The following is an 18,354-nucleotide window of genomic DNA, read 5'->3' on the forward strand; positions in this document are numbered from 1 at the left end:
CTCCATTATACCGCAATTTTTGAAACCATGTTTGTTCTATCGTCCGTGATGGCCGTTTCCATTGCCGTGATGCGCTCCCTGGCCACGACCTTCACTATGGTGATACCCCTGCATACCGTTATTGCAGTTTTCATTCAACTGGTGAGTTCCATCACAGTTTTCACTATGCTGATGAATTCCGTCGCAATTTTCGTGATATGGGCAAGGGTTGGATGCAGTATCTGCGACCTGTTGTGCAGTCTGTGATACCGGCTGCTGTGAGCTGTTTGCGTTCGCTGTACTCACTGCTTCCGGCTGTACCGTGGTGTTGGAAGCAGGTGTTGTTGACGCATTCTGTTTCCGTGTCGTCTGCGCCTGTCTCTGTGCTGCTTCAGCCTGACATTTGGCAGCCGCATCTCTTGCCGCCTGCTGTTCCTTTAACGTACGCAGGCATCCATCCGCCGCAGAATGCATATGAGAATGATAGCCTCCGCATAGATAAGCTGTATCCTGTGCATGAATCTGTGTACCTACACCTGCCGCAAGTCCGATTGCCAGCAGGGATGCTAACATAACTTTCTTTTTCATTTTGTTTCCTCCTTAGGGTTTCCATCTATAACATGCCGCAGCCCTTAAAAACCTTTCAAAGAAATTTAATTTTTTTCCAAACTTTGAAATTCCTACAAAAAAGATGCGAAATCTTAGGCTTTTTCGGGAATACTAATGTATAATAATATGGTAAGTTTGGAGGTAATGATTATGAATCATGACTATATAGATATCAAAGGCGCTAGAGAAAACAATTTGAAAAACATTGATATCCGTATCCCGAGAGACAAGTTTGTCATCATGACCGGTGTATCCGGTTCCGGTAAGACATCTCTTGCATTTGATACGGTCTACGCAGAGGGACAGCGGCGGTATGTGGAATCGCTGAGTGCCTATGCACGCCAGTTCCTTGGCAACAGTGAGAAGCCGGATGTGGATTCCATTGAGGGACTTTCCCCGTCCATTTCCATCGATCAGAAGACGACCAGCAACAATCCGCGTTCCACGGTCGGAACGGTAACGGAAATCTATGACTATTTGAGACTTCTGTATGCAAGGGTGGGTATCCCCTACTGTCCGACACACAATGAACCCATCACATCACAGACGATCAAGCAGATGGTGGACCGTATCATGGAAATTGAGGATAAGACACGACTGACCATCTTATCTCCAATCGAGCATGGCAAAAAGGGAACCCACAGGGATTTGTTTGAGCATCTGCGCAAGGAAGGCTATATCCGTGTCCGCGTTGACGGAGAAATGAAGCTTCTGGAGGATGTGGAGTCTTTGGAGAAAAACAAAAAGCACAATATCGATGTGGTGGTAGACCGGATCGTAAAGGGGAGTGATCGTTCCCGCCTCCACGATTCACTGGAAACTGCGCTGAAACTGAGTGATGGACTGGCGGTTGTTACATATAATGAAGAGGAGATTCTGTTTTCCAGCAATTATTCCTGTAAATACTGCGGCTTCAACATTCCGAAGCTGGAGCCGCGGCTGTTTTCCTTCAATGCACCGTTTGGTGCCTGTGACCACTGCAAGGGACTTGGCATCACGCAGAAGGTGGATGTGGATTATCTGATCCCGGATCGCACCAAGTCCATACGACAGGGCGGTATTATATATTATAAGAATATTGTCGGAACAGAAAATCTGGAATGGCAGCGTTTCAAGGCACTTATTGACTATTATAAGATTGATATCGATAAACCGATCAAGGATCTGAAGAAAAGCGAACTGGACATATTACTGTATGGCTCTAAGGATCTCATTTCCTATCGGCTGGCAAGCCGCAGCGGCAATGTCATGAAAAAGACGGAATTTATTGAGGGTGTATGTACTCTGATTGAACGCCGTTACATGGAAACCAGCTCTACAATGTCCAGAGAATGGTATGCGACCTTCCTTGCGGAGGCACCATGCCCAATCTGTAAGGGACGCCGCTTGAATGAACAGGCATTAAGTGTTCGCGTAGGTGGCATCAACATTTATGAATGGACAACCATGTCTGTCAAGCAGGCAATCGAATTTATGAAGCAGCTGGAGCTGACACAGCAGCAGAAGGACATCGCTAAGCTGATCCTCAAGGAAATCGCAGATCGTCTGGGCTTTTTGAGCAATGTCGGTCTCGGTTATCTGACGCTGGATCGACTGGCAGGCTCTTTGTCCGGAGGAGAAGCGCAGCGAATCCGTCTGGCAACCCAGATCGGTTCCCGTTTAAGCGGTGTTCTGTATGTACTGGATGAGCCGAGTATCGGTCTGCATCAGCGGGACAACGACCGTCTGATCGACACCCTGAAAAATATGCGGGATCTTGGCAACTCACTGATTGTTGTAGAGCATGATGAGGATACGATGCGCGCCAGTGATTATGTCATTGATATCGGTCCGGGCGCCGGAATTCATGGCGGCAATGTTGTCGCAGCCGGTACACCGGAGGAGGTCATGGCAAATGAAAACTCCTTAACCGGTCAGTATCTGAGCGGGAAACGAAAGATAGAAATCCCTACGAAACGACGTAAGGGAAACGGCAAGAAGCTGGAGATTGTCGGTGCCAGCGAAAACAACCTGAAAAATGTCAGTGTGAAAATCCCTCTGGGAACATTAACGGTCGTTACCGGTGTGAGCGGCAGTGGAAAATCATCCCTCGTTAATGAGGTGTTAAGCAAGGGTGTCATGCATGCACTTGGAAGAACAAGAATCCGTCCCGGCAAGCATAAGAAAATCAAGGGGATTGAAAACATCGACAAGCTGATTGATATTTCACAGGATCCAATCGGAAGAACACCGCGGAGTAATCCTGCGACCTATACCGGCGTATTTGACGATATTCGTGATCTGTATACACAGACCCCGGAAGCAAAGATGCGCGGCTATGAAAAGGGACGCTTCTCCTTCAATGTGAAGGGCGGGCGCTGTGAAGCCTGTCAGGGAGATGGCATCCTGCGCATATCCATGCACTTTTTGCCGGATGTCTATGTCCCATGCGAGGAATGCGGCGGCAAGCGCTACAATGAAGAAACCCTGCAGGTAACCTACAAGGGAAAAAATATTTATGATGTTCTGGAAATGAGCGTGGAGGAAGCGATTGACTTTTTCTCCAATATGCATAAAATTAAACATAAGCTGCAGACGCTGAAGGATGTCGGTCTGGGCTACATCAAGCTGGGACAGAGTGCAACCTCCTTGTCCGGCGGTGAAGCGCAGCGTGTCAAGCTGGCAAGCGAGCTGCAGAGAAAAGCAACCGGTAAAACCCTGTTTATACTGGATGAGCCGACAACCGGTCTGCATACCCATGATGTGAAAAAGCTTCTGGAGGTATTGCAGCGGATTGTGGAAAACGGTGATACGGTCATTGTCATTGAACACAATCTGGATGTTATCAAAAGTGCGGATTATATCATTGATATCGGTCCGGAGGGCGGTGACGAAGGCGGTACGATCATTGCGAGCGGAACACCGGAGCAGATCATCAAGGTAGAAAACAGCTATACCGGTCAGTATCTGAAAAAGGTACTGGAGAAAGGATAGTGCATATGGAAGAACAGAATATCGTGAAAGTCAGAACGCTTGTCGAAAACTTTGACTTCATACAGATAACCGGAGATGATGCATCTCTGGAGCGTCCCATTGTCATTGCGGATACCAACCGCCCCGGTCTGGAGCTGGCAGGCTATTTTGAGAATTCCCAGCAGAAGCGGCTGGTTATCCTCGGAGATAAGGAAATCGCCTATATTGCGACAATGAGCGTACACAAGCAGCGGAAATCCTTTGACTTTATCACCAACGAACAGACACCGGCCATTATTGTGACCAAGGGACATAAGTGTCCGGATGTATTAAAGCGCTATGCGAAGCGGAAAAACTTTCCGATTTTCCTATCCAGCTCCCCGACCTACCGTCTGATTGTCGATATCGTGGCGTTTCTGGATGAGCAGCTGGCAACCAGTATGTGCATTCACGGAGGACTGCTCTCCATCTATGGAAAAGGTGTACTGATTCGCGGGGAAAGCGGAATGGGGAAAAGTGAAATCGCATTGGAGCTGATCAAGCGCGGTCACCTGCTGGTGGCGGATGACCGAGTGGACTGTTATCGAATCCACAACAAAATTGTAGGGAAGGCTCCGGAGCTGTTGCGGGAAATGCTGGAAATTCGTGGAATCGGTGTCATCAATGTATCCAGAATGTTCGGCGTCAGCTCTGTCCTGCCTAAAGCAGAAATCAATTTCCAGGTCAATCTGGAGCCGTGGAAAGCGGATCAGGATTATGACCGCGTAGGAATCGAAGAAAAAAAGCATGAGAATATTCTGGGCATCGACATACCGAAAATCGTTGTCCCGGTGCGTGAAGGCCGTTCTATGGCAGTCATTATTGAATCTGCGGTAACGAATTATATGTTATCCGTCATGGGGATGGACAGCGCCAAGGAGTTTGAGCAGCGTGTCCTTGACTATATCGAAAAGAACAAGAATGAACAATAGGAGGCTTTTATGACAATTTTTCCCGATATGAAAACCGTATTGACGATAGGATCCTTACAGGTCACATGGTACGCCGTGCTGATTCTGTCCGGTGCCTTTCTGGCATATTTTTTATCTCTTCGTCAGTTTAAGAAATGGGGGTATAAGGAAGATGTATTTGAAAACTTCTTTCTGATGATGCTGCCGATCGCCATCATCGGTGCCCGTCTGTATTATGTTATCTTTGAATGGAACAATCTGTATGCGGCAGACCCGATCCGTATCTTCTATATATGGGAGGGCGGTCTGGCGATTCACGGGGGTGTGATTGCCGGAACGATATTCGGATGGTTCTACTTCCGCCGCTATCAGTATAACGGACTGCGTATTATGGATGTTGTTTTTCCGAATATGATGCTTGCGCAGGCAATCGGCCGCTGGGGGAATTTCATAAATCAGGAGGCGTATGGCGGTGTGGTAAATGCCAGCTTCTATGATCATTTCCCGGCCTTTATCCGTGATCACATGTATATTGACGGTGCATTCCGTCAGCCGACCTTCCTGTATGAAAGCGTCGGAAATCTGATTGGCTTCGTATTGATTACCGTTGTTTATAAAAAACACGGCAGAAAAAAACGCGGGGATCTGGCATTTGCCTATCTGGCATGGTATGGCATGATTCGCTTCTTTATTGAAGGAATGCGAACCGATTCCCTGATGCTGGGAGGACTTCGCGTCGCACAGCTGGTATCTCTGCTCGGTGTCCTGATCGGCATTTTAGGAATACTCGGTGTCTGGGATAAGGTATTTAAAAACATCTATCCGTTTAAAAAGCACAAGCCGGCGGTGATCTTTGATCTGGACGGCACACTGGTGGATACCAAGGAGCTGATTTACAAGTCCTTTGAGCATACCTTTGCACAATACAAGCCGGGCTATACATTGAGTGAAGAGGAAAAGCAGTCCTTTCTGGGACCTACGCTGAAGCAGTCCTTCTTGCGCTATTTTAAGGAGGAACAGGTGGATGAAATCATCGCCTGCTATCGTGCTTTCAATCATGAGCATCATGATGAATTTGTCAAGCCGATTCCCCATGTGAAGGAAACGCTGGAATATTTAAAGGCAAACGATTATCCGCTTGCCGTCATGTCCAACAAGCTGCAGGACATTGTCCGTATGGGATTGAAGCAGTTTGATCTGGAATCGTATTTTGAGATTATCCTGGGCGGTGCGGACGTTGAGCGGCCGAAGCCCGATCCGATTGGTATTCTGACTGCCTGTGAACAGCTGCATGTTCCGCATGATGATGTTGTCTATGTAGGGGATGCACCTACGGATATAGAGGCATGTAAGAAGATGGGCGCCTTCTCGGTAGCCTTTGTCTATGAAGAATCACGGGCACAAGAGATGCAGTTATGCAAACCCTGTGCTATCATTAGAGACATGTCTGATCTGATTACGATCATAAAGGAGGATCACGAATGGAGCGACGTTACGATTTAATAATCATTGGTGCCGGACCTGCCGGCATGAGTGCGGCAATATATGGAAGCAGAGCCGGCTTGAAAACAGCAATGCTGGAAATGGGTGCTCCCGGAGGAAAGCTGATCAAGACGGCGGAAATCAGCAACTGGCCGGGCATTATTGAAACAAACGGTGCCAAGCTGGCAAGCGATATGTTTGAGCATTCCACATCCTTTGGTGCGGAATACCTGTATGGCAATGTCATCCGTGTGGAGGATGGCGCATATAAAAAAATCGTCTGTGAGGATGGAACGGCGTATGAGGCAAAGGCTGTCATTGTGGCAACCGGAACACAGGAGCGTATGATGAATGTGCCGGGGGAACTGGAAAATGTCGGACGCGGTGTATCCTATTGTGCAGTATGCGACGGTGCATTTTTCCGCGATCAGGAGGTTGTGGTCATCGGCGGCGGCAACTCTGCGCTGGAGGAAGCAAATTATCTGACACAGTTTGCCAGCAAGGTGAATATCATAATACGACGGGATGTATTCCGTGCAGACAGCATTGTTCAAAATGCAATCAAGGATAATCCAAAAATCACGGTGGTGACAAAGCATGTGCCGGTGCGTGTTGTCGATGACGGTATGCGCGTTACCGGTCTGGTCATACGAAACGTGGATACGAATGTGGAAACAGAAATGAAAACACATGGCATATTCCCGTATATCGGACTGGATCCGGCAACCTCCTTTTTAGAGGGGCTGGGTATCCTGGATGAGCGCGGCTACATGATCGTGGATGAAAACTGTGAAACAAAGGCAAAGGGCATCTATGGTGCCGGAGACGTCATTGCGAAAAAACTGCGCCAGGTTGTTACGGCAACCAACGACGGAGCCATTGCGGCACAGCATGCATTTCATGAGATAAAGGGGATCTGATTATGGCAAAATACGTTTGCGATATCTGTAACTGGGAATACGATGAGGCGGCAGGTCTGCCGGATCAGGGAATTGCCCCGGGTACAAAGTGGGAAGAGCTTCCGGAGGATTTCAAGTGTCCTCTGTGCGGTGCACCGAAGGAAATGTTCACACAGCTGTAAATCGAATGGGATAAAGAAAGACAGTCATCCGCAATATCCTGCATGGATATTGGAAGACCTGTCTTTTTTTCTGCATTGATGCTTCTCTTTCTGTCTCTTAAAGTATCTTGTATAGCGAACAATCATCTGCTTTATGAAAACAGACTTTCTTCATGCATACAATGTAAAACTATGCACATACAGCTTATCATTTCCTGATTGTCATGGCTTTCTGAAACAAAAAAATCACAACAGATACCTCATAATATAAGGAAGAGTAGATAAATACCGCAAGGGAATACATTCCATGGCATAAAGAATGCTTCAAATGTGAAATCTGTTATATTGCCGGCTGACAGGATATGCTAAAATAGAAGAAGTGATGCAGTGAAAGGTGAGAGAATATGAAAAGGATAACAGGAATTGGAATCATGGTATGTATGCTGCTTCATTATTTGTTACCGGTATATGCGGCTGATAGCATACAAACGGAATTTGAACGCTTTCTCAGCTTTGTACAGGAGCATCCGCAGGGCGGGACATTTGAAATGCAGGGTGACATGATCATCAATGCGGATATCATCACAAGCAGAGAGATTACCATTCACACCAATGGCTATCAGGTAAGAATTGAAAATAACATCGATGGGGATTCCAACGTTAATATAGATAATTTCAATAACGATGCTGCATGGGGGTTTGTCGATAAAGAAAAAACACTGACGATAGAGGGCAGCGGAAAAAACAGACCGCTGGTATATATGAATACCGGTGTAAGTGCGTTTGGTTTGCGCATTCACAGCACAGAGGGCACAGCTCTGGAAATAGCCGGCGGTGAAGGATTATATGCAAAATATACAGATAAGAAGAATTATATCAGTGCTGAGGGTGACAATGCAATCGGAGTATTAAATAAAAATCCGTATCAGGAACATTATTATTCCGCAAGTATGGCGGATGTTGATATCTATACCAACGGAGCCAACAGCATCGGCGTGCTTGCAGACTGGTTTCAAATTGAGTATTCACGCATTGAGGTAAACGGCACTGGTTCAAAGGCGATTCAGATACCGGACGGATACTATATCGGCAATGAGGTTATTATCGTCGAAAACAATCAACCGCTGGAAAAGGAATGGAAGCTGGACACTCCCATGCCGGCAAAGGAGATTGCAGCCCTGCAATCCCATACGGTGAATGATCTGCCATTGCCTAAGCAGGTTGAAGTGACTGCTGTGTCAGAAACCGGAGAAGAAAAAAGCTTTCAGATATCCCTGCAGTATGATACCACAGCATATGAGCGTGGCATGCAGACACACAAGCCATTTTATTTGTATGGTATTGCGGATGAAAGCAGCAGGGAACGAATCGATATCATTGAGCATGCGTTTCCCTTTTATATCATCCCCGACAGCGAACCTGTATTTGATATGTCACTGTATATGATTCGCAATGATACCGATTATTATTTTCATATTCCCCGGGCATATAATGCCAAAGCGATTCATCTGTATACAAGCACTGACAGAACGCATTGGAAATTTCAATACGACAGCATCCCCAGCATGTCGCAGTATGCACCGGGAAGCATTGTCCTGCCACCGTATATTGTTGTTTATATGCTGCAGGTAACAGAACCGTTCACCTATGCCAGAGTTGAAATCATCGGTGGATATTATGATGGACGAAGCTATGTGCTAAAGGTGCATGATGCTGCCGGAAATCCGATTCCGGATGCTTCTGACCAGAATAAAAATGATGGCGGAGGAGAAGGAAATGACGGGCAGGGCGGTGGAAGAGGAGAGTCTCCCTATGTACCGGATACACCGAATGACAAAGACGAAACGATACCTTGGACGATTGGACAGGATGCCTCACAGATAAGCGAAGCTGTAAAAAAAGAACAGAGAAAAAAAGAGAAGGTGACCAGGATGGAGAAACATGAAGGAAAAACGGATGCAAAACAGACGACAACCCAAGCAGATTGTGCGGATACAGAGCAATTATATACAGGGAAGAACAAGAATACAGGCTCTTCACAGATAAAGCAGTCGCAAAGCGCCGTACTGCGGGAATTTCTTACATTGAATCCGGCTGCCTTAAAGGACATGATAACCGGTGAACAGTATGAAACGATTTCTCAATCCGGTAAAATCATGGGGGAGGTATGGGAAAGCAGTGCTCCCTTCCTGCGAATTCTGCAAAGACTGTTTCAATGATACAGGCCAATTTACATCCTGAACCAAAGCCAGTGCGGTTATACATGAAAAAAGTACACTCGGGTGATGCCATGGTGCACTTTTTGTATTATATGATTTGGACGCTGTCTTTTTCAATCAGCTGCGGCTTCAGACAGATATCCTGTTTACGATGCGCAGGGTCACGCAGCTGTGCCAGCAGCTCATTACAGGAAGTTTTTGCCAGCAGCCCGACATTCTGATCCACACTTGTGATCTCAGTACCCAGCGTAAACCGGTTTAATGTGTTGTCATAGCTGACGATGGATATATCCTGCGGTATGCGGACATGATGCTCCTGGAAGTAACGCATGACCCCCAGTGTCATCATATCATTACAGATAAAGGCAGCGGTAACATCCATCTTCATCAGCTGCTTTGCACAGGTATATCCACCCTGAAAGCGATAATTTCCATCGAGAATATAATCTTCACGAACCTCCAGCTGGAACTGCTGCATAGCTTTGCGATAGCCTGCAACACGGCTCGCCCCAGTTTTGCTTGCGGAAGAAATTCCGATGCATGCGATTTTTTTGTGGCCGCTTTTCACTAGCTTTTCAATGGCCATATAAGCACCTGATTCGTTATCAAAATAAACCTTGCTGCAATTCAGATCGGGATACATACGGTCAATCATCACATAGGGGATGGAAAGGGATGCCAGCTTTTTGCGTATCGTTTCATCCTGATAGGATTCATTGCTGACGGTGATACCAAGACCGTCAACCCCTCTTGAAACAAGGAGATCGATGAGCATGCTGTCATCCGCTGCATGATCATTGGAATTCACGATCATGAGTGCGTATCCCAGCTCCCGGAGGTATTCCTCCATCCGTTTGCATAATGCGGAGAAGAACAGGTTTTCGATATCCGGAATGATGAGGCCCAGAATATTCGATTTTCTGGTGACCAGACTTCTTGCGGTCTGATTGACCTTATAATTATACTGCTTCGCAATGTCCTTGATGGTGTCGCGTGTCTGCTGAGCTACACGGCATGGCCTATCGTTCAACACGAGCGACACCGTACTGACACTGACACCCGCTTTTTTTGCGATGTCCTTAATGGTCACTTTCATATATTCCTCCTGCACTGTAATTTTTAAAAAGGTAATTACCCTTCCTGATAATTACCTTTATTTTATCATAATCCTGCAGGGATTGCTGATGATTTTACAGGAACATGATCATGGATAAAACAAACATGGTAACAACACCGGCGATCATAGGAACAGAGGTACGCTTAACAATATCCAGAGGGTTCGCTTTAATCGTACCGGCAACAATGACAACAACGGCTGCAACCGGGGATACCGCACGCATCAGATTACCGCACAGTCCCATCGGAATGGATACGGCGATGGCAGAGATTCCGGCAGCTTCAGCCAGTGGTACCATCAAAGGAACCATGGCATAGAACAATGCTGTTCCACTTCCGCTCAGCAGTACGATCAGAATCGTCAGTCCCATCAGAATCAACGGAAGTACAAAGCCCATTCCTGATCCCTGAACACCAAGCATGGCAGTCTGTAAAGCATCGATTAGACCAATGGAATTCAGACCTAATACAAATACACTAGCTGCAACCAGCAGTGCAACGATTGGCATGGAACTTCCCATTCCCTTGAAGAAATCTTCTGTTTGCTTCAATACCTTTCCACTATCCTTCGTACGTATAATTTCACACACGATAGCGATCAGGAAGGAGAGCAGAGAAGCTACCTCAACACTGATATCAACATTACTTCCGGTTACGCTGCGAATGATATAAACAACGATAAGAAGCAGAATCGGGAAGATGGGAAGCAATGTATAAACAAAACGATACAATCCGCCTTCCGGAACCGCCTTAACCTCGTGAACCTCAACATTGTCTTCCAGCTTACCTGTGTTTTTCTTGTCCATAAACTTCTGCCAGAAGAAGTGCACAACGGCCATAACAATCAGGGTCGGTACGGAAATCATGGCATGGTACTGGATAACATAGTCGGTAACACTCATACCTGCAAATGCAGGATATTTTGCAAGCTCTGTTGCTACGGCAACATTGTCACCGCCAAGAGGAGTCGGCATAACCGTTGCGGTAGTGGCAATGACTGCCGCTGCGGTCAACGGAGACATACCGGCCTGACGCAAAACAGGATACAGTGTCGCAAGCAGGATGATGGCAAGGTTGGAAGCACTTGGAATTACAAGAGACAGTACATTTCCTATCAGGAATACCAGTGGAACAAGGATATATACCGATTTAATTTTCTTGATTGGCTTGGTAAGAGTATGAACCGTAACCTCATTGGCACCGATGCTCGTCATATAGGCGGAATAGCCGCCCAGAATCAGGATGATGAAGCCGGCAGCCGGAAGTGTACTCTTGAATTGATCGATTACAGCCTTCAGCGGATCCAGTACGGTAAGACCGGTTGATTCAAATTCCTTGATTGCGATTGGATTTCCCATGGCGATTGCGATATACATCAACACAATACCCATGGCAAACAGTGTGATTTTAATATCCATTTTTTTGATCAGCATGATAACGACGATAATAACGGCAATCAGTGCAGATCCATACATAATGATATCATTCATATGTGTTCTCTCCTTTTATATTATACATTCTATCTGCATTTCGCAATGGCTTCCTTGAACCATGTACGGAATGCATTCCCGTCGATATCCAGACAAACTGTGGCATTCGGCTCTTTCCCTAAATAGCCCTTCAGATCAACCAGCGTACAGCCGGCAGTCATCGTGCCATGCAGCTCTACATCCAGATACGTTTCCACCGCCTCAAACAGCTCCGGCTTCAACAGATAGGCAACTGCTGTTGCATCATACATTTTCAGGCCTGTGCGAAAGCTTCCCCCGCGGTATTTCTTAAACAGGCAGTATGCCATTTCCCCGGTTTTGTTCATGGTGCGGATTTCCTCACTGTCTTCCGGCAATACCAGAGCCTTTAATCCGACATCCAGTCCAACCATTGTCAGCTTTACCCCGCTGTGGAATACCATATGTGCGGCTTCCGGATCCAATGCGATGTTAAATTCAGCCATGACACCCTTGTTTCCACGGCTTGCGCTGCCTCCCATGAGGACGATTTCACGAATATTCCGCTTCACCTCGGGGTAGGTCTTCAACAGCAGCGCGATATTGGTCAAGGGTGCAATCGGAACCAGAGTTACCGGCTCGCTGCTGTTCATGATGACATTACGCATGGCATCAACGGCATTTTCCTTTAACGGCTGCTGCGTCGGCTCTTCAAAATCAAAGCCCTCCATACCGCTTTTTCCATGTACACTGCTGGCATCTTCAAATTCACGAATCAGCGGTCGGTCGGCACCCACAGCCACCGGAACATCCTCACGCCCGAAGTATTTCAACAGGCGCAGGGCGTTGTAGGTTACCTTATCCAGACCGACATTACCTGCAACGGTTGAAATCAGACGGATATCCAGCTCCTCTGAAAATAATGCAATGGCAATGGCGAGTGCGTCATCAATACCCGGATCGGTATCGATGATAATCGGACGTTTGTTCATATCAGTTTTCCTCCTTGAAGTAGTGCTCTACTTCCTTTTTATACGGGATGGATGCCTGTGCGCCTCTGCGTGTTACGGTGAGTGCCGCAACTCTGGTCGCAAATTCCATGGCTTCCTTCATATCCACATCCCTTGACAGGCAGCTGCAGAGAGCTCCGATAAAGGAATCTCCGGCTCCTGTAGTGTCAACGGTTTCCACCTTTTGTGCAGGTACAAACAGATACCTGCCAAAGGCATTGCACATACTGCCGTGTGTTCCAAGCGTGATAAGCGCATCCACACCTCTGGCTTCAAAGCTGTGCATGGCTTCCATACAGGTCTCCTCATCACTTGGATAAATCCCAGTCAACAGCTCACATTCACTCTGATTCACAACAATCAGATCCAGATGCTCATACACATCACTGTCCAGAACACGGGCAGGTGCGGGATTTAACATCGTGTACATGCCCGCCTGCTTTGCATGACGCAATGCGTTTCTTACCAGTGCATAATCATTTTCCAGCTGTGTCAGGAAGATATCATCCTTTCGTGCCAGCTTCTGCAGCATTTCCACGAAGGCCGCTTCCGGCAGTGTATGGTTTGCTCCATTCCCCAGAATGATACGGTTATCTCCATGACTTCGAATAATCATTGCAACTCCGCTGGTTTCATGCGCATCACGGAAAACGCCTTCGGTATGAACACCATAGCTCTGTAGTGCCTCCAGCAGCTGTTCTCCGAACACATCATTGCCGATATTGGCAATCATATGCGTTTCGGCACCCAGCTTGGCTGCAGCTACCGCCTGGTTGCCACCCTTACCACCCGGATTGACAAAGAAATCAGATCCGTTGATGGTCTCCCCGTTCTTTGGAAGATCGACACACTGTATGGTCAGATCCATGTTTAAACTACCTAATACAATCACTTTTTTCATTTTCTCACCTCACAGGGATCATAAAATTTCACCATACCCGGTCCCATTCCGTCACATGGACGCTCCAGAAAGCCATGCTTTTTATAGAAGGGAACACAGTTCGGTGTGGACATGAGACCAATATAGGCACCCTCACAGGCAGCGCCTGCAAGATATTCCTGCAGCTTCTGCATCAGAAGATTTCCGATCCGGTTCTTCTGATAAGCAGGATCCACCACCACATCCTTGATAAAGAAGGCGATACGGCCGTCTCCGACAATACGGGCAATGCCGATGGGACGCTTATCATCAAATACCACAACGGAGTACAGGGAATTGGCAATCGCCGTTTCCACATCCTCTTTTCTGTATTCTTTGAAATTCACTTTTCTACGCAAATCAATGTAGATGGATGCGGTAAGCGCATTATCCTTACAAAGGAACCTCATGTCTTTCATCTCCTTGATAAAACGTTTTATCACGTTTACGGGGATATAATATCACGGAGTGAAAGCGGTGTCAACAGTTTTGATAAAACGTTTTACCATATTGATACGGTAATGTTAAAACGCTTACATCGAAAACTGCGGTAAACGCTTTCTGAGATATGGTAGAAATGCACATGCAGGCAGGCTATGCCATAACGCTCCTATTCGCATAAAAAGAAAACGCCTTGTACCAGTTACGTGTATCTGAACACGAACAAAACGTTTTGATGAATGTGCAGGCATTCATTAAAAGCCGCTTGCTCTATAGCTGGCGGTAGTTCACAGCCAATTGAACAAACGGTCTATCCATGACAGAAAACAGGCGGGCAGACAGACAAAGCACCATGTGAACAAAGCCGATACATTTACGTATCTGCTTTTCTCATAAGTGCAGACAGGAAGGTTCACATTCTTATATTTTTGCTTAAAAACTGGCGCACACCTGTATGCTGTGGTAAACTTATGATATGAGGTGGTAGCAATGAACGAACAGAACGTAGTATTGATAACAGGAATGTCCGGAGCCGGTAAAACGACGGCCATGGGTATTCTGGAGGATATGGGATATCACTGCATTGATAATTTCCCCGTGCAGCTGCTGGAATCTCTGGGAAAAATCATCAACGCCAAGCCGGATCCGCGCTACAGCAATATCGCTCTGGCAACGACTGCGATCGATTATCCGAAGTTCCTGCAGTATTTTGAGAATATAGATGTAAATGTACGCGTGGTTTTTCTGGACGCATCCAATGAAAAGCTGCTGCTGCGCTATAAATTCACAAGACGCCATCACCCGATGATGATGTTTTCCAAGGCGAATACGCTGGAGGAGGCTATCGAGGTGGAACGTGATATGTTCAACGCGCTGAATGAACGTGCGATCCTTCACATCGACACGACCATGATGGATCAGCACGGCTTGAAAAGTGTGCTGATGGAGAAGCTCTCACTCAACAGCAAGCCGGTCTTCTCGATTTCCTTCGTATCCTTCGGCTTTAAGCATGGCGTACCGATGGATGTAGACCTTGTTTTTGATGTCAGATTTCTTCCAAATCCATATTATATAGAGGAGCTGCGTGAACAGACTGGCGATGATGCTCCGGTCTATGATTATGTCATGAGCTTTGATCAGACGAAGGAATTTATCCGTCATCTGAAAAGCTTTCTGGACTATGTGTTTATCCAGTATAAAAATGAAAAGAAAAATCATTTAACCGTGGGAATCGGCTGTACCGGAGGGCACCACCGAAGCGTGTCTGTCACCAACTGGCTGTATTCCCATTATAAGGACCAGTATCATTGCTATAAATCACACAGAGATAAGAAAGTAGGCTGACCGAATGAAAAATGTAGTCGTAATCGGCGGAGGGACTGGTTTATCTGTTATGCTGCGTGGTATGAAGCAGATTGAGAATATCAATCTGACAGCCATTGTCACCGTAGCGGATGACGGGGGAAGCACCGGGCGGATCCGACGTCAGTTTCATATCCCTGCCATGGGAGATGTACGCAATGTCATGTGCGCCATGGCGGAGGAGGAGAGTATCTTTACGTCTCTTATGAACTATCGATTTGACGGGGAATGTGATGATGTCGGCGGACACAACCTGGGAAACCTGATCCTGACCGCCATGACAAAAACAACCGGAAGCTTTATGGAAGCTATCCGTACATTCTCAAAGTTTCTCAACGTGAAGGGTCAAATCATCCCAAGCTCGCTGCAGGTCATCACCCTGTATGCCGTAATGGAGGATGGAACGATTGTACGTGGGGAAAGCAATATTCCAAACTTCAACAACCGGATAGAAAAGGTGTTTTATCAGCAGCGCGTGGAACCGACCAGAGAAGCCCTGCAGGCAATTCATGAAGCGGATGTCATCGTATACGGTATCGGAAGTCTGTATACCAGTATTATGCCGAATCTGATTGTTGACGGTGTTGTGGAGCAGCTGCGCAGCAATCCGGTAAAAAAGATTTACTTCTGCAATGCCATGACCCAGCCGGGGGAAACGGATGATTTCACGCTGGAGGACCATGTTGCGGCCATACAGAAGCACTCCTTTTCGGAGGCGGTGGATATCGTAATCACACACAACAACCGTGCCCAGCGTCATATTCTTGAAAAATACAAGGATATGGGAAGTGAACCTGTACGGGTTGCACAGGAGGAGCATTCCTATCAAATTCTATATCGGGATGTATTGAATTTCGATGATGATCTGATCCGCCATGATTCAAATAAAATCCGGGATGTTCTCGGAGAGATTATAAACAGTAAGGATGAATAGAAATGTCGTTTACAACGGAAGTAAAATCGCAGATTGCGGCAAATGAGCTGCATCCCTGCTGCATGAAGGCGGAGCTGACTGCTGTCTTGCAGATGTGCTCTACGATGAATTTTACATCGGAGGGTATGCATCTGACGGTAAAGACGGAAAATGCCAATACCGCCAAGCGCGTGTTTCGCTTTTTAAAAGAGCTGTATCAGGTGGATACACAGCTGTCTGTCATAAAGAAGATGAAGCTGAAGAAAAACAACATCTATGTAATCCGCGTGAAAAACAAGGCGATGGAAATACTTCGTGATCTGGAAATTATGACAGAGCGCGGACTGCAGAACCATCCCTCCAGCAAGATGGTACGCAAGGAATGCTGTGCCAGAGCATATCTGGCGGGTGCGTTTCTGGCCGGAGGGTCTGTGAATTCTCCAAGCAAATCCAACTACCATCTGGAAATCAGTACCCAGAATGTGGATTTGGCCAAATTCATATGGAAGCTGATGCAGCGCTTTGATCTTCCTGCCAAGCAGATCCGGCGTCGGAATCAGGAGGTTGTCTACCTGAAGGCCAGTGATAAAATCAGTGACTTTCTGCGCTGTGTGGGAGCAAGCGATGCGGTATTCACCTTTGAGGACAGCCGCATTCAGCGGGATTTCATGAATTCCTTAACACGGTTGGACAACTGTGAGCTGGCAAATGAAATGAAAAGCATAACCGCCGGCAAAAAACAGCTGGAGGATATTCAGTGGATTGAGACCTATCGCACCCTGGACAGCCTTCCGGAAAAGCTTCAGCATGTCGCATATGCCAGAAAACAGCTGCCGGAAGCCAGCCTGAACGAGCTGTGTGAATACTGTGCAGAGGAATTCAATGAAACGATATCCAAATCCGGTATGAAGCATCGCCTTGCAAAGCTGCGGGAACTGGCAGATCAGTATCGCAAGGAATAAAATCGAATAGAAAGTGCAGACTATAAAGGGTGATCTTATGAAATTAAGACTGTTTATTATGTTTGCACTTTTTCCTTTCCTGCATGCGACAAGCTATTCTGCAAAGCTGGTCAGCTGCAGCAAGGATCAGATTGTTTTGAAAAGTCAGGACAGTGAATTCAGAGTTTCGCTGTTCAATACGAAAATAACAAAGGAGGAGGGCTGGCAAAAGACCTGTGAGCTGCTGGAGGATGCAACATCCATCCGTTTTGAAATTGATCCTTCCAGCAAGATCGAAGAGCCGGTTCCCGTGTATCTGTTCGCTGATGATAAGCTGGTACAGGAGGAGCTGATGAAGCAGGGGCACGCCTATCCGATGATCCGCAATCCGGAATATACGTATGAAAAACGTCTGGAAAGTGCCTATGATGCCACACAGACGATGGCTAAGCCTGCCGAAGTGAAAACCAAAAGCCGTCCTGCACTTGTCGGCCCGCTGTATTTCGGTGCTGCTTTACTGCTCTGGCTGCTCATGCTGCTGTATATGCTGCACAGACGCAAAAAGAAGCAGCGGACTGTGGAAAAAGAACAGACAGATGCCGAGGCAGGTTAAGTTTTTACGCTTTTACATTCACAGATGTGCGGTTTTATATTATAATGAGAGAAGAAAGCGAGGAAATCGTACATGGATGTTATCATTTATCTACTCTTTATCTGCCTGGTCATTTATATTGTGATAACACTGCTGCCGGTGATATTGCCGATCGTAGCAATTATTGTGATTGCATTTTCCATACTTATCTGGTATGCCAAGCGAAAGGTACGCAGGCATATGGAGGAATATGAAAATGAATGGAACCAGCAGCAGGAAGAGTATACAACCGGCAACAATTCCAATCTGGATTCCGATGATGTCATTGATGTGGAATTCACAGAACGGGATGATGAGTAAC

At 46.7% G+C, this 18,354-nt stretch carries 17 protein-coding genes; 11 read left to right on the forward strand and 6 right to left on the reverse strand.

Annotated elements, in window-relative coordinates:
* Nucleotides 1–36 precede the first annotated feature (36 nt).
* A complete protein-coding gene (locus ACESPQ_RS01675; RefSeq protein ID WP_002606018.1) occupies nt 37–567 on the reverse strand; it encodes a hypothetical protein in 531 nt (176 codons plus the stop codon).
* 171 nt (nt 568–738) lie between these two features.
* Here ACESPQ_RS01675 and uvrA point away from each other — a divergent pair, with 171 nt between their 5' ends.
* The 6 genes from uvrA (at nt 739) to ACESPQ_RS01705 (ending at nt 9,251) form a co-directional block, all read left to right on the forward strand.
* Nucleotides 739–3,561 carry an excinuclease ABC subunit UvrA gene (gene uvrA, locus ACESPQ_RS01680; RefSeq protein ID WP_109769813.1) on the forward strand — a complete coding sequence of 941 codons (2,823 nt, stop codon included), beginning with the start codon at nt 739–741 and terminating at the stop codon, nt 3,559–3,561.
* A gap of 5 nt (nt 3,562–3,566) precedes the next feature.
* A complete protein-coding gene (gene hprK, locus ACESPQ_RS01685) occupies nt 3,567–4,511 on the forward strand; it encodes an HPr(Ser) kinase/phosphatase (RefSeq protein ID WP_002606016.1) in 945 nt (314 codons plus the stop codon).
* Nucleotides 4,512–4,520: 9 nt separating this feature from the next.
* Entirely contained in the window at nt 4,521–5,993 is a 1,473-nt protein-coding gene (gene lgt, locus ACESPQ_RS01690; protein ID WP_257327768.1) for a prolipoprotein diacylglyceryl transferase, read from the forward strand.
* Entirely contained in the window at nt 5,972–6,892 is a 921-nt protein-coding gene (gene trxB / locus ACESPQ_RS01695) for a thioredoxin-disulfide reductase (protein ID WP_118002169.1), read from the forward strand. Before lgt ends, trxB begins: the two co-directional genes overlap by 22 nt.
* A gap of 2 nt (nt 6,893–6,894) precedes the next feature.
* The gene (locus tag ACESPQ_RS01700; RefSeq protein ID WP_008816574.1) at nt 6,895–7,053 is read left to right on the forward strand and encodes a rubredoxin; all 159 of its coding nucleotides are present in this window, start codon (nt 6,895–6,897) and stop codon (nt 7,051–7,053) included.
* A gap of 383 nt (nt 7,054–7,436) precedes the next feature.
* Nucleotides 7,437–9,251, forward strand: a complete 1,815-nt coding sequence (locus ACESPQ_RS01705; protein ID WP_233108873.1) for a hypothetical protein — start codon at nt 7,437–7,439, stop codon at nt 9,249–9,251.
* 88 nt (nt 9,252–9,339) lie between these two features.
* On the opposite strand, the gene ACESPQ_RS01710 is transcribed toward ACESPQ_RS01705, so the two are convergent.
* The 5 genes from ACESPQ_RS01710 to ACESPQ_RS01730 form a co-directional block, all read right to left on the reverse strand.
* Complete coding sequence (locus tag ACESPQ_RS01710; protein WP_002606011.1) at nt 9,340–10,347, reverse strand: LacI family DNA-binding transcriptional regulator; 1,008 nt, start codon at nt 10,345–10,347, stop codon at nt 9,340–9,342.
* A gap of 94 nt (nt 10,348–10,441) precedes the next feature.
* Nucleotides 10,442–11,857 carry a C4-dicarboxylate transporter DcuC gene (dcuC, locus tag ACESPQ_RS01715; protein ID WP_002606010.1) on the reverse strand — a complete coding sequence of 472 codons (1,416 nt, stop codon included), beginning with the start codon at nt 11,855–11,857 and terminating at the stop codon, nt 10,442–10,444.
* A 29-nt stretch (nt 11,858–11,886) separates the two neighbouring features.
* Nucleotides 11,887–12,807 (reverse strand): ribonucleoside hydrolase RihC, encoded by a 921-nt coding sequence (gene rihC / locus ACESPQ_RS01720; RefSeq protein ID WP_002606009.1) that lies wholly within the window; start codon nt 12,805–12,807, stop codon nt 11,887–11,889.
* A gap of 1 nt (nt 12,808) precedes the next feature.
* Nucleotides 12,809–13,726, reverse strand: coding sequence for a ribokinase (gene rbsK, locus ACESPQ_RS01725; RefSeq protein WP_373143813.1), 918 nt, complete (start codon nt 13,724–13,726; stop codon nt 12,809–12,811).
* Nucleotides 13,723–14,154, reverse strand: a complete 432-nt coding sequence (locus ACESPQ_RS01730; protein ID WP_002606007.1) for a GNAT family N-acetyltransferase — start codon at nt 14,152–14,154, stop codon at nt 13,723–13,725. Before ACESPQ_RS01730 ends, rbsK begins: the two co-directional genes overlap by 4 nt.
* Before the next feature lie 520 nt (nt 14,155–14,674).
* Here ACESPQ_RS01730 and rapZ point away from each other — a divergent pair.
* The 5 genes from rapZ to ACESPQ_RS01755 all read left to right on the forward strand — a co-directional run bounded on the left by rapZ (nt 14,675) and on the right by ACESPQ_RS01755 (nt 18,353).
* Nucleotides 14,675–15,529: an RNase adapter RapZ gene (gene rapZ / locus ACESPQ_RS01735; protein WP_257334259.1), complete on the forward strand. Its 855-nt coding sequence runs from the start codon at nt 14,675–14,677 to the stop codon at nt 15,527–15,529.
* A gap of 4 nt (nt 15,530–15,533) precedes the next feature.
* Entirely contained in the window at nt 15,534–16,481 is a 948-nt protein-coding gene (gene yvcK, locus ACESPQ_RS01740; protein WP_009588773.1) for a gluconeogenesis factor YvcK family protein, read from the forward strand.
* A gap of 2 nt (nt 16,482–16,483) precedes the next feature.
* On the forward strand, nt 16,484–17,422 hold the full coding sequence (gene whiA, locus ACESPQ_RS01745) for a DNA-binding protein WhiA (RefSeq protein WP_002606004.1): 939 nt from the start codon (nt 16,484–16,486) through the stop codon (nt 17,420–17,422).
* A 37-nt stretch (nt 17,423–17,459) separates the two neighbouring features.
* Nucleotides 17,460–18,014 (forward strand): hypothetical protein, encoded by a 555-nt coding sequence (locus ACESPQ_RS01750; RefSeq protein ID WP_002606003.1) that lies wholly within the window; start codon nt 17,460–17,462, stop codon nt 18,012–18,014.
* Nucleotides 18,015–18,086: 72 nt separating this feature from the next.
* Nucleotides 18,087–18,353 carry a hypothetical protein gene (locus tag ACESPQ_RS01755; protein WP_002606002.1) on the forward strand — a complete coding sequence of 89 codons (267 nt, stop codon included), beginning with the start codon at nt 18,087–18,089 and terminating at the stop codon, nt 18,351–18,353.
* Nucleotide 18,354: the final 1 nt, after the last annotated feature.

This window comes from Clostridium sp. HGF2 (assembly GCF_964240115.1).
Classification (GTDB): Bacteria; Bacillota_I; Bacilli_A; order Erysipelotrichales; family Erysipelotrichaceae; genus Clostridium_AQ; species Clostridium_AQ innocuum.